Here is a 13272-nt window from a genome sequence, read left to right on the forward strand (position 1 = left end):
TCTGTCGCTCCTGGGGGAGGCGATATTTCGCGCTTGTGAAACTTTTTTATTATGTTAGGCAAAATAAGCGTGTTTGGTGGTGACGTATGTCACTGCTGTCGGTACGGACTACCCGGAATTTGTTAATGGTCGCCAGGTCTCGAACGCAGATCATCGAACCCGGAGATGAACTGAATGACAGTCGAAGAAACTCAACGAAACGTGTCAGATGTGTACCAGCGGCCATTCGAGAAGGTCGTTGCGGAGCTTCGAAGCGACGCCGAACGCGGTTTGAGTGAAGGCGAGACACAAGCAAGGCGAGCACGCTACGGCAGCAACGAGTTGACGGCGGAAAAACCGGTACCTGCCTGGAGGAAGTTTCTCGCCCAGTTTCAGGATGTGCTCGTCATCCTGCTCCTGATTGCGACTGCCATCTCTGGCGCGCTCTGGCTGTATGAACGCGAATCTGCCCTGCCTTACGAAGCGATCACGATTTTTGCTGTCGTTCTGCTCAACGCGGTAATGGGTTATATCCAGGAATCGCGAGCGGAGTCTGCAGTGGCGGCCCTGCGCCAGATGGCAGCGGCACACGCGAATGTGGTGCGCGACGGCGAGCAGCGCGAGATTCCGGCCACAGAGGTGGTACCCGGCGACATCATTCTCGTCGCAGAAGGCGACACGATTCCCGCAGATGCCCGGTTAATCCAATCCACAGCATTACAAACAGCCGAAGCAGCTTTGACTGGCGAGAGCTTACCGGCCTCGAAGGACGTGGATCCGATTCCCGAGCAAGCGGGCATTGGCGACCGCGACAACATGGTCTTCAGTGGCACCACCGCCACCTACGGACACGGGCGTGCCGTGGTCGTCGCAACCGGCATGAACACCGAGATGGGTCATATCGCCGGCATGCTGAAAGAAGTTCCGGACGAGACGACGCCGCTGCAGAAGGAACTGGACCGGGTCGGAAAGTTGTTGGGAGTGATCGTGGTGATCATTGCAGCCGTGATGATCGCGACCATCATTCTCGTTGAGCACGTGACAGGGTTCTCAGCAATCTTCGAGGTACTCATTCTCGGGGTAGCGCTCGCCGTCGCGGCTGTGCCGGAGGGACTGCCGGCGGTTGTGACAGTCGTACTCTCGATCGGAGTTCAGCGCATGGCGCGCAGGAACGCGATCGTTCGCCATCTCGCGGCGGTGGAAACGCTCGGATCGGCGAATGTCATCGCATCCGATAAGACAGGCACGCTGACGAAGAATGAAATGACGGTGCGAGTGGTCGTTACGGCCTCCGGTCGTGTGGACATCGAGGGCACCGGCTATGCTCCGGAAGGCGAGGTAACGCGGAATGGAGGAGGAGCCGTCGACGGTGATCTCCGCCTCGAGTTGGACCGGGTGCTTGCGGCTGCCGACCGCGCCAATAACGCAGTTCTACAGGAGCACGACGGCCGGTGGACGGTACAAGGCGATCCGACCGAGGGTGCTCTCGTTGTCGCCGCTCGCAAAGCCGGGTTGGAAGCCGAGGCTCTGGCCGCGCGCTTTGAACGCATCGGCGAGATTCCATTTTCCTCAGAGCGCAAGCTGATGAGCACGATTCACACAGACGCGGAGAGGAAAGACCGTGTGCTCGTTTTCACAAAAGGCGCCCCCGACATTCTCCTCTCGCGATGCTCACAGGAACTCGCCGGAGAACATCTCAGGCCCTTGAACGATGAGCGTCGCAAGGAAATTCTGAGCATCAATGAAGAACTAGCCGGGCGCGCGTTGCGGACGCTGGGAGTTGCGTTTCGGCCTATGCCCGCCGATACGGAAGCCGAGCAACTCGACAGCAGGGTTGAGCGCGACCTGGTCTTTGCCGGATTGATTGGGATGATTGACCCGCCGCGCGAAGAGGCGAAAGACGCTGTCGCTCGCGCTAAAGGCGCTGGAATACGTCCAATGATGATCACGGGAGATCATCCGAAGACGGCGCAGGTGATCGCTCGCGAATTAGGCATCGTGCGCGATGACCGGGCCGTCACAGGTGCGGCACTCGAAACCATGTCCGATGATTCGCTTGCGCGGACCGTCAAGCACACAGCCGTCTATGCGCGAGTAAACCCCGAGCACAAACTGCGAATCGTGAAGGCGTTGCGGGCAGGCGCAGCGGTCGTAGCCATGACCGGAGATGGGGTCAATGATGCGCCCGCTCTAAAGACGGCGGACATCGGGGTCGCGATGGGGATTACAGGCACTGACGTTTCCAAGGAAGCGGCCGACATGATTCTGGCAGATGACAATTTCGCGACTATCGTTGCAGCTGTCGAAGCAGGCCGTTCAATCTTTTTAAACATCAGAAAGTTTTTGCGTTACTTGCTCTCGTCGAATATCGGCGAAGTAATGACCATGTTCTTCGGCGTCATTCTGGCGAAGTTTATCGGGTTGCGCGCGGATGAGAACGCTGTCGTTCTCCCGTTGCTGGCTACGCAGCTTTTGTGGATCAATCTCGTTACCGACGGTGCGCCCGCGCTGGCGTTGGGCGTTGACCCGGCCGATCCAGAAGTGATGAACAGGCCTCCCCGCCCAGTCGAAGAACGCGTGATCACGAAACCCATGTGGCGGGGCATCTTTTTCGTCGGCGCAGTAATGGCCGCCGGGACGTTGCTCATCCTGGATGCGTCTTTGCCGGGAGGGCTGATAGAGGGCTCCGGCACTATGAACTATGCGCAAACAATGGCTTTCACGACACTGATGATTTTCCAGTTATTCAACGTCTTCAATGCTCGTTCCGACAAAGAGAGCGCATTCCGGGGAATCTTCAGAAACCATTGGGTATGGCTGGCAATTGCATTGTCGCTGACGCTGCAAGTGGCGGTAGTTTACGTGCCGTTTCTGCAGCGCGCCTTTTCGACATCGAGCCTGAACCTCGGCGATTGGGTGCGCTGCGCAATGGTCGCAAGCTCGGTATTGTGGCTGCGCGAGATAAGCAAAGCGGTTACGCGAGCGATGAACAAGAGAGCAGCGTAACGGGAGACCTTTGAGGTGCAAGTGCGGCATCGTGAACAACACAAGACAGGACGGATCGGCTGGCTTCGTGCCGCGGTGATGGGCGCAAATGATGGGATTGTCTCTACGGCAAGCCTTGTCGTAGGGATCGCAGCGGCCAACTCGCGCCGATCTGAAATCTTGCTCGCGGGCGTAGCCGGGCTGGTGTCTGGGGCGCTCTCCATGGCTGCTGGGGAGTACGTGTCTGTCAGTTCCCAGGCCGATACGGAACGTGCGGATATTGCTCTCGAGCGGAAAGAACTACAGACGCAACGGTCCAGCGAAGAAAAAGAGCTTGCCGCAATCTACGTGCAGCGTGGACTGCAGCCGGAGCTGGCAAAAATAGTGGCTCTGCAATTGATGGCTAAAGACGCGCTTGCGGCCCACGCTCGTGACGAGATTGGTCTTTCGGAAAATCTGCTTGCCCGTCCCCTACAGGCTGCGCTGGCATCGGCAGCAACATTTTCGGTGGGAGCAGCCTTGCCGATTCTGACGGCGATCTTGGTTTCCCAGGCGAGGATTCTGTTCGCCGTTTCAGGAGTGTCGTTAATTTGCCTTGCCGGAATGGGCGCACTCGCGGCCCGTTCAGGAGGCGCTTCCCCGTGGGTTGGCGCCGGACGGGTCTCGTTCTGGGGCGCATTAGCGATGGCCGCCACAGCGGCAATCGGTACACTGTTCGGAACTTTCGGGTCGTCATAAGGGTGCCGCTGGCGGGACGTTAACAGTCGAACGTCAGTCGCGCGCGAGCACCCTCAGCATTTCAAACATCTAGAAACGGCTTCGTCAGTCCGAAATCACCGCGCCCGTTGCCTGTATCTGGTAGGTAACCGTTTCAATCTTCGCTTTAGATTCGTCGAATGGAAGCTTCTTTTCTTCTGCCTCGTGCTTTGCCTGTTGAATGGCCTCTTCGCGTGTCCGTTCAGTCTTGACGAATTTCCCCTCCACGGTCGCCATCTTGCCGGCTGCGTCTTTCGGGAAAACAATCTCACCGTCTTTGACTTTGATTTTCACTGCGTTGCCTTTATCGTCCATGACGACCATCCAGCAACCCGCTTTTTGGCAGACCTCCGTCACTTTGCCCTTCACCTGCACGTCCTTACCAGCGTACTGGTCGCGGTGTACAACGAGCTTCTTAATGCTGACCGTTTCCTTCAGCTTTAGAGGGTTGCCAAGTTTGGTCTCGCCGGCCCATGCCGTAAGCCCCAGAATGAAAACCGTAACAAACACAAAGACACGTTGTATTGATGCTCTCTTCACAGAATCTCCTTTCAAAAATTGTTGCGGATTACGGGTTTACGCAGCGTTCGAAACTGATAGACACAGTGTTCCCACGACTGCAATTAACCGCGCGCTGTCATGATGGCGGAGCGTGCGACGTTCGTTGACGATATCGGCGCGAGATTGCAACACTAACACTCGTCCAGTCTCCAGAGCAACTTACCCACGATTGCTATCGCGACAACTCAAGGACGAACAAGTTCGGCAATTCATACATCCTTGTCCTAGTCCACTTGCGTTGGTCCGTGGGATGATTACTTCAAGTGCCCGCATTCTTCATTCGGGCCGCGAGATAACCGAGGCTCGATGGTCTCGTCGGCTCATCGATTCCGTTTTGGGCATACGAGCACGAAAAATCCTATTGAGACGCAACATACCTCGTGCAGTTGGGTTGAGCATCATGCCAGCTTTGCTGGCCCGAGGGGGCGTTGAGGCGCGATTGATGATTCGAAGAAAGAGATTGTTATTGGAGTTGAGTATTCCAGCGATGGTAATCGTCGCTGGGTTAACGGCTGTCCCCTTCACTCGTGCAAACTCCGTTGCGGCAGAGACCGAGCAGGCGTCGCAAAAAACGGTGCGGCCCGTTGGGGCCGTGAAGGCTGTCCGCGGGAACACGATCCTTCTGGCGTTGGATTCGGGATCCGACATCGATGTAATCGTTCAAGATTCCACTCGAATTATTCGCACCGCTCCCGGACAGAACGACCTCAAGGGCGCAACGCCGATCCAACTGGCAGACGTGCAGGTTGGAGATCGGATTCTGGTGCGAGGCACCAGCATTTCTGGTGACAAATCGGTTGCTGCTTCGTCTCTCATTGTGATGACGCGTACCGATATTGCGGAGCGGCAGGCTCGCAACCGCGAAGACTGGCAGAAGCGTGGTGTGGGAGGACTAGTGAGTGCGGTCGACCTCACTAGCAAAACCATTACCCTTTCCACGTCTCATGCCGGCGGCAAGGGAACTGCGATTCATGTCGCAAACGGCACGATCCTTCGCCGCTACGCGCCAGACTCTACGAGGTTTGACGACGCAACCATCGCGCCGCTTGATCAGATCAAGCCGGGTGACCAATTGCGTGCGCGTGGGACCAGGAGCGCTGACGGTACTGAGTTCGACGCGGTAGAAATCGTTTCCGGTTCGTTCCGTCACATCGCCGGCACGATTGCAGCAATTGACGCGAACAAGAACACCGTCAGCATTACCGATCTAGCGACCAAGAAGCTCGTGGTCGTGAAAATTGTGGCGGATTCGCAAATCCGCAAATTGCCGCCGATGATCGCGCAGCGCCTTGCTATGAGTTCAAAACCGACTCCAGGCACTGCGCAGCGTGTCCCCTCGACTGGTGAACGGCGAAGTCCCAGGGCGAACCCGATGGGAGCGACGCCGGGCGACGCGTCGGCGCCAACTACAGGTGGTGATCTACAGCAGATGTTGAGCCGGGTTCCGGCGGTCACGATTGCGGAGCTCCACAAAGGTGACGCAGTTATGGTTGTGGCTACGCAAGGGACGGCAACAAACGAATCACGGGCGATTATGTTCTTGAGCGGCGTGGAACCTCTCTTGACCTCGCCAAACGGCGGTGACGCGGCCACGCTTCTATCGCCTTGGGATCTTGCCTCTTCGAGCGGTGAAGGTGAGTAGTTCAGAGCGCTTGTGAATGCGCAATTGTTCTTCAATGGGAAGGTGTGATGTACTTTTGGCGATCCGCAATACGAACGTATAGCTGTCTTGCGCTGTTTCTCGTGACAATTTTTGCTGGCAGCTTGCTCGCGCAAGCGCCTGTAGGCTCTGCGCGCGGACTGGTCACTGACCCTTCAGGCGCGGTGATTGCACAGGCGGTCGTGTCAGTCACAGGCTCGGCTGGGCAGGTATCCAGCGCGGTGACAGGTCGCGATGGGATATACGAAATAAAAGGGCTGATACCCGGCAACTACACTCTGACTGTCCAGGCGAAAGGTTTCGCGCCGTATGAGCAGCCGGGTGTCGTGATCTCTGCAAACCAGACTCTGGCGCTCAACGTTCCGCTTGCCATTGCAGTGCAAGATCAGCAAGTCGTTGTTCAGGCTGAAGCCACAAACGTTGATGTCGATCCCAGCAGCAATGCTGGCGCTCTCATTATCAAAGATAAGGATCTCGACGCACTCTCCGACGACCCCGATGACCTGCGGGCCGATCTCGAGGCATTGGCAGGACCGGGAGCCGGACCCAACGGCGGACAGATTTACATCGACGGTTTTACCGGCGGTCAGCTACCGCCGAAGTCTTCGATCCGCGAGATTCGCATCAACCAGAATCCGTTCTCGGCGCAGTATGACAGGCTCGGTTTCGGACGCGTTGAGATATTCACGAAGCCGGGAAAAGACTCGTATCACGGGCAATTCTCGACCCATTTGAACAACTCGAGTTTCAACTCGAAGAACCCATATCTTCGACAACAGCCAGGGGTGGAGGTTCCGGGATATCACACGGAACAGTACAGCGGAAACATTGGCGGCCCGCTCAACAGCAAAGCTTCATTCTTTTTAAACGCGGAGCGGCGGAACGTCAACGAAACCTCTATCGTCAACGCCACGATTCTCGATTCTAACTTTGATCCCATTCCCTTCAGCCAGGCCGTTCGCAATCCCAGGACTCGCACGAGCATCAGCCCTCGCCTGGACTACCAAATCACGCCGAACAACACCTTCACGGCAAGGTACGAGTACGAAACGTCGAAGGGCACCAACAACGGAATCGGACAGTTCAATTTACCTTCGCGGGGATACGACGACAACAGCACCGAACAGAACCTTCAGATCAGCGATACGCAAGTGCTTAACGCGTCAACGATCAATGAGACCCGCTTCCAGTATGTTCGCAACACGTCTGAGCAGACCGCGCAGAACTTTGCTCCGACGATTTCGGTAATGGATATGTTCACGGGAGGCGGAAACAGCATTGGACGCACTTCCGATCACGCGGACCACTACGAACTGCAGAACTACACTTCCAAGGTTCACGGAAAGCATTTTATTCGCTTTGGTGGCCGCCTGCGCTACAACAGGTACGCCAGCAGCGCGAACAGCAACTATAACGGCACGTTTATTTTCACATCGATGACGGCATACCAGATTGCCCAGAAGGGACTGGCGCAAGGATGGACGCCGCAGCAGATTCGAGCTACGTGCGTTCCAGTGGTGAATGATCCGAGCGCGCCAACGGGAGAAACGACCACGGTATGCGGCGGTGCAAGCCAATTTACGATTAGCGCCGGGACAGCACTCGCCGGAATCTCGCAGTTCGATGCCGGACTTTATGCGGAGGACGACTGGAGGATTCGCCCGAACATCACGCTCAGCTACGGTGTGCGCTTCGAATCGCAGACCAACATCGACGACAAGGTGGATTTCGCGCCGCGTGTGGGTCTCTCATGGGGAATTGGCGGCGGGAAGAATGCCGCACCGAAGACCGTCTTGCGGGCCGGAGTCGGCATGTTCTATGACCGCGTCAGCCAAGGCCTGGCATTGCAGGAGAAGCGATGGAATGGTGTTCTCCAACAGAAATATCTCGTACAGGATCCCGATTTCTACCCGAATGTTCCCGATTTAACCGCGACGAACGATCCAGTGTCGCAGTCGATCCCGATCATCTATAAGATCAGTCCGAAGCTTAAAACGCCGTATACGATGCAGGCCGCGTTCACGCTGGAGCGACAGGTTTCAAGGGCGGCAACGATGGCTGTCTCGTATGTCATTTCGCGCGGAGTGCATCAGCTTGTCTCCGCGAATGTGAATGCGCTTTTGCCTGATGGAACCCGGCCCGACCCGGATCACGGCAATATCTATCAATATCAGTCCGCAGGCATCTTCAAACAGAACCAGTTAATGACGAACGTGAACGTTCGTCTCGCCTCGATCCTGTCGTTGTTCGGCCATTATTCGCTGAGTTACGCAGACAGCAACACCTCGGGCGCAGGTAGCTTCCCGTCAACTCCTTTTGATCTGAGTGCTGATTATGGACGCGCAAGCTTTGACGTCCGCCACCGGGCAACGGTGGGCGGTAGCATCGGGTTGCCATATGGAGTCCGGCTCAGCCCGATGATCAATGTAAGCTCAGGGCGGCCGTTCAACATCACGATCGGTAAAGATCTGAACAACGACTCCATCTTCAATGATCGGCCTGCTTTTGCCACCAGCCAGACACTGGCCGAGAACCTTCGGACAACTCCTTGGGGTTTACTGGATGTAGCGCCTGCTCCCGGCGTAAAAGTTATCCCCATTAACTACAGGACCGGACCCAGCCAGTTCACGACCAACTTGCGCGTCAGTAAAACCTTCGGGTTTGGCAGGAAGGCGGAACCCGCCCCAGGGACAACAGGCGAGAGTGGCCCTTCAATAGGCGGACCTGTAAGATTGGGTGGGGGGCGCGGCCACGGCGGCCACGGTCGTCACGGTGGCGGCTTCGGCGGAGGCCGTACGAATCAGCCTTACAACCTGACAATCGGTGCATCTGCCCGCAACCTGTTCAACAACGTGAATTCAGGTACGCCGATCGGCAATCTCAGTTCGGACAGATTCGGCCAATCCACCTCGATTGCTGGCGGCGGCTCATCAGCGGCAAACCGTCGCATCGATTTCCAGTTGCAGTTCTCGTTCTAAGAATTGAAGCATCTTCCTCGGCGAACGATGCACGAATTCAACTCGCTGCTCTTTCGTCAGCTCGCAGAACTAGCGCACGGCTCACCCCCCGAACCATGCGCTAGTCCTTGCGATGTTCGTACCACCGGCGGCGACTACAGGTGTTCCTCACCGGCCGGCGAAACGTCCGCGCCATAGCTCAACCCTCCTTCTGGCCGCCACGGACGGCGAGGTCATCACGGACCTCCGCTCCACGTATAAACGACTGGCTCGTCTGCACAGGACAGCTTCTACCGATCTACACCCGCCAGGAGGCGTTTGCCCCAGCCCCGAGTCGCGCAAAACCATCCCCCCGTACCCCAACCCCGATTCGCAGAGAATCATCCCAGACCATGAAAATCGAATTGATCCACCGCAGAAACAGACTGGAGGAGACAAGGATTATGGGCGCACAACCCACGCACGAACAAGCGCAACTCCACTTGCAGATTTATGAAATGCGTCGCGAGCCCCGGCTGCGCCAGGCGCGTGATTGGTTCTTCAATAACTACATCGCGAACGATCTCGACGAGGCCATGAAACTAGCGCCGCCCGGATCGGAAAATGGCACTTTCGTGATGATGGTGTTCAGCTATTGGGACCAAGCCTGTGCGTTGCTCAATTACGGGTTGCTCCACGAAGACCTATTCTTTGAGACCAATGGCGAGTTTTTCGGGGTGTGGGAACTCGTCAAATCCTACGTCCCGCAGGCTCGGGAGCGCTTTGTGAACCGGCAGTTCCTCGCGCACGTGGAAAAAGCTGCGCAGCGCTACGAGACCTGGATCGAGAACCGCTCCCCGGGTCATATCGCTGCCATGCGCAAGTATACGAGAGAGATGCGTCCTAAGCCTTCAAAAGCAGCGTGAGGCTGCTGAGGCGAAGATGTGTGTATGCGGCGAGTCTGCGCCACCGGTGCATATGCATTGGGAGCGCAGGCTCGCTTTGCGCGTGCAAGGTTCAAAGGCCCAGATTTTTAGAGGCTACATCAACAGCGTGACCAGGCCGGTGACTACGAGCGCAGCGGCCCAGACCAGGTTGAGGTTAAACCACGCTGTACGGAGAAGCGCGAGACCGAACTTACGATAGACCACCCACGCGACGAGCCCCGTAACCGCAAGGTAGCTGATCGTGTGGACTCCGGTGGCAAGCAGCCCTGCGAGAGGGCTGGCGGCCGCGGGCGTATGGTGATGTTGCCCTGCTGTTTGGTTCGCTGCCTCGACAGCACTACTGGCCAGCAGCACCGGTACCACCATCAAACCCGCTCCGTGTGCCGAGGCCATCAGAAACGACCAGAGCGTCAGGCCCCAGAAGCCCACCTTCATTCGGACCCAACGCGGGTGGTAATGCCGTACCAGACAATAAAGTCCGAGACCGAGCAGGACCGCGGCTACGGGGTAGCGAAGGGCCGCAACCGGCAGCGCCTTGCCAAGGAACGTAGCGGCAAGCACCACGCTCCCGATCGCCAATGCGTGACCGAGCGCAATCGGGAGAAGCGATTTCGCCACCGCACTTCCCTTTTGCTCCTGCATCCCCAGCGCCACCGCGAAGAGCCATCCCATCCCGGGATTGATTCCGTGGTAGGCGCCGAGGAGCAGTATCAGCCACAACGCCGTCGAGCCTATCTCCGCATGAATCATTGCGCCTCCGAGTAGCAATAGGAGTCCGACGATGCATCGCCTCCTTCCAGCCGGACTTGGTGCGCGCGCACACCATCGAACTCGACGAAGAACGTCTCATCCAGCTTCATCCCGCCCTTCGGATCCGCGTCCATCTTTACCATCCAGCTCTTAACTCCATCGGGATAGAACTGTTCGTCCCAAGGGGAGTAGAGCGAATTTGTGAAATAGACGCGCTTGCCGTCGCGGCTGAGCTCGACCATCTGCGGGCCGCCGTTGAGCGGCTGCTTGGGGTTTTTCGGATGAGCCGCACGGCGTACAATTCCGCCGAGGTGAACCGAGCCGGTCTTCTTCGGATTGACGGGGTCGGAAACGTCGTACTGAATGAACTCACCGGTTCCCCAACACGAAACATAGAGCCACCGGTCGTCGAGCGACAGGTTAATGTCGGTCACCAGCGGCGCCACCGCCTTGAAGCCCTGAAGCAGTGGCGGCAGTTGTTCCGGGTCGGCCGGTTCGGCGGGGATGTCAATCACTTTGCGGACGGCCCACTTGCCGTTCTTACCGCCGTTTTCGCGGTACCACATCCAGATCGAAGACGAAAGGTCTTTGAGCGAAAGGACGACACTGGCGAACCCATAGGTCTTCTTCGGATCGTGGGCGGGGCGCAACTCAAGCACCATCTGTTGCTCCGCACCTAAATCCAGTTCCTGCAGATGGCGGCGCTTGTCAAGGTCCCAGATGTGCAGCTTGTGGCCATACCTGCCGGCCAGCAGCAGCTCCGGGTTGACCCCGTCCTTCACCATGTTCGGCGTGCCCCATTCGGAGGTGACCATGGTGTCGTGCCCAAGATGCCACCAGAAATCGTAGGCAAGTTGCTGTGGGCCGCGCTCCTGTTCCCACTGGCCCTTCAGCTCAAACGTGTTCGAATCCATCAGGAAAATGCCGCCGGGGCCGTCTCCGCTGGGCGAGCCGAGGGCACTCCCGTAAACTCCGTCGGGGCCACAATGGATCGTGTGGGGCGCGCTGTATCCGGTCTTCTTGATGAACTCTTCGGGCTCGATCACCTTCACGATTTTCGGCTGCTTTGGGTTCACTTTCGTATCCAGGATGTGAACTCGCGACGACCCGATCCCCGGTACGATCAGGTAGCGACGCTCCATGTGCGGATGCGGCGCCTGCGGGCAAAGGCACGCGCTGCACGCATTCCACCCGAAGTGGTGCAATTCATTATCGTTGTTTGGAAAATCCACTTGGGCGATCAGACGGCCGTACTCGGAAGATCTCGGCTCGACGTCAATGACGCCCAAGGCGTCGCGCTTTCCGTTCTTGCCAACGTTGAGCAGCGCAACGTAAGCGAGGCGTTCTGGAGGGGCCTGCATTGCCATGGCCGGTGAAGGGTAAAAGGTGGGGTCGGGACGCATCAGCGGCATACATTTCTCCTTCTGCGAACAATCGCCGAAAAAGATTTGCCGGCCGGTGTTTCATCTACGTCTACGTCGCAGCCGCAAGGACCACGAAGAGGCCCTGGTCAAGGAGAGCCATGGCAAACGCTGGACCGGGCAACGCCTGCAAGCCAGCAGCCTAGAGGGGAACGCACGGCTGTTGGTCGCCGCAAAGCATACTACGTCTTACACCCCATTGGTGAAGTGACCACAATTTTTCGAGCAGCACGGACATCGCCACAGAAAACTTAGAGATTCTATGCAAGCAAGGTGGGATCGGTCGGTTAGAGAGTTGGCGTCCCCGACGGGATTCGAACCCGTGTTATCGCCGTGAAAGGGCGGTGTCCTAGGCCGGGCTAGACGACGGGGACGCAGCAAAGGCAGGAAACTGCGAACTGCACCGGACAAGTCATACTACCAACCAACAAAGCAGAGTGTCAAAGGCGAGCGTCCGTTTCCACATTGCTTCCCGTCTCCGTGCTCGCACTAATGTTGCCTGCTGATGGACTTGAACTTCCCCGGGCAGCGATGCGAACGCGATCCCGAACCTGCCGTAGAATGAATCTCTGGGCTCATGGCCCCAATGTAACGCACGGTAGGATTCGATGGCAGACACTCTGTACCTGAGCCTCTGGTTTCCCGGTTTCGATGCTGAAGACATGTTGCCGCGCGCCGCGGCCGTAATGCGGCAGTTCCCTTATTCTGCCACCGAGCCCGGCGTTAGCTACATCGCCGTGCAACCGATCGACTGGGCGCAACCCACCATTCTCGAGCGGCGCATGATTCCGCCAGCAACCCCAGAACAGGTGGCCGAGATCGTCGCCGACTTCGCGCAAGAGGACTACGCCCTCGTCTTTGAGGCTTACTGGGATCTGTGGACGCCTTCCGAAACCGGGGAGACCTGGGTTGAGAAGCCGCTGAAGGTGCGCTTCATCGTTCACGGTGTCGCTTTCGATGAGGGCGTTTACGAAGAGCACGGTCACATCGAAATCGATTTCGGGTTGGACTTCCCTTTCCTGTACGAGGAAATGGAACTCACGCCCGAGAACGAGGAGAAGGTAAAGGCCAACGTCGCGAAGCTGGTCGACTTCAGCGCTCGCGTCGAGAAGAACTGCAACATCACCGGACGCGTGCTGTGGAATGAGACTGAAGAGAACCTCGCGCAGAGACTTATCTCGCGATTGCAGCGCGTGCAGTAAAAACCGCCGCCGGAGTCGCTGACGTTCCGAAAATGAAAAAGCCGTTCGCGCTTATCGCGGACGGCCTTTGTTTTA

At 57.5% G+C, this 13272-nt stretch carries 9 protein-coding genes and 1 tRNA gene; 6 read left to right on the forward strand and 4 right to left on the reverse strand.

Annotation, left to right across the window (positions count from 1 at the left end; all coding sequences use genetic code 11):
- Nucleotides 1-174 precede the first annotated feature (174 nt).
- Complete coding sequence (locus VN622_01800) at nt 175-2985, forward strand: cation-translocating P-type ATPase (GenBank protein ID HWR34586.1); 2811 nt, start codon at nt 175-177, stop codon at nt 2983-2985.
- Between the two features lie 15 nt (nt 2986-3000).
- Nucleotides 3001-3702, forward strand: coding sequence for a VIT family protein (locus VN622_01805; protein HWR34587.1), 702 nt, complete (start codon nt 3001-3003; stop codon nt 3700-3702).
- Nucleotides 3703-3786: 84 nt separating this feature from the next.
- On the opposite strand, the gene VN622_01810 is transcribed toward VN622_01805, so the two are convergent.
- Complete coding sequence (locus VN622_01810) at nt 3787-4260, reverse strand: DUF4920 domain-containing protein (GenBank protein ID HWR34588.1); 474 nt, start codon at nt 4258-4260, stop codon at nt 3787-3789.
- Between the two features lie 463 nt (nt 4261-4723).
- On the opposite strand from VN622_01810, the gene VN622_01815 reads away from it, so the two are divergent.
- The 3 genes from VN622_01815 to VN622_01825 all read left to right on the forward strand — a co-directional run bounded on the left by VN622_01815 (nt 4724) and on the right by VN622_01825 (nt 9803).
- Nucleotides 4724-5923, forward strand: coding sequence for a hypothetical protein (locus tag VN622_01815; GenBank protein ID HWR34589.1), 1200 nt, complete (start codon nt 4724-4726; stop codon nt 5921-5923).
- A 101-nt stretch (nt 5924-6024) separates the two neighbouring features.
- Complete coding sequence (locus VN622_01820) at nt 6025-8919, forward strand: carboxypeptidase regulatory-like domain-containing protein (GenBank protein HWR34590.1); 2895 nt, start codon at nt 6025-6027, stop codon at nt 8917-8919.
- Between the two features lie 422 nt (nt 8920-9341).
- Nucleotides 9342-9803 (forward strand): hypothetical protein, encoded by a 462-nt coding sequence (locus VN622_01825; GenBank protein ID HWR34591.1) that lies wholly within the window; start codon nt 9342-9344, stop codon nt 9801-9803.
- 114 nt (nt 9804-9917) lie between these two features.
- Here VN622_01825 and VN622_01830 read toward each other — a convergent pair whose 3' ends face one another.
- From VN622_01830 to VN622_01840, 3 genes are all read right to left on the reverse strand, one after another.
- A complete protein-coding gene (locus tag VN622_01830; GenBank protein ID HWR34592.1) occupies nt 9918-10574 on the reverse strand; it encodes a hypothetical protein in 657 nt (218 codons plus the stop codon).
- Nucleotides 10571-11986 (reverse strand): selenium-binding protein SBP56-related protein, encoded by a 1416-nt coding sequence (locus VN622_01835; GenBank protein ID HWR34593.1) that lies wholly within the window; start codon nt 11984-11986, stop codon nt 10571-10573. Before VN622_01835 ends, VN622_01830 begins: the two co-directional genes overlap by 4 nt.
- Before the next feature lie 305 nt (nt 11987-12291).
- Nucleotides 12292-12369: transfer RNA gene (locus VN622_01840), tRNA-Glu, on the reverse strand.
- Between the two features lie 234 nt (nt 12370-12603).
- On the opposite strand from VN622_01840, the gene VN622_01845 reads away from it, so the two are divergent.
- Nucleotides 12604-13197: a hypothetical protein gene (locus VN622_01845; GenBank protein ID HWR34594.1), complete on the forward strand. Its 594-nt coding sequence runs from the start codon at nt 12604-12606 to the stop codon at nt 13195-13197.
- Nucleotides 13198-13272 lie beyond the last annotated feature (75 nt).

It is taken from the genome of Clostridia bacterium, from assembly GCA_035561135.1.
Taxonomy (GTDB): Bacteria; Acidobacteriota; Terriglobia; order Terriglobales; family Acidobacteriaceae; genus DATMYA01.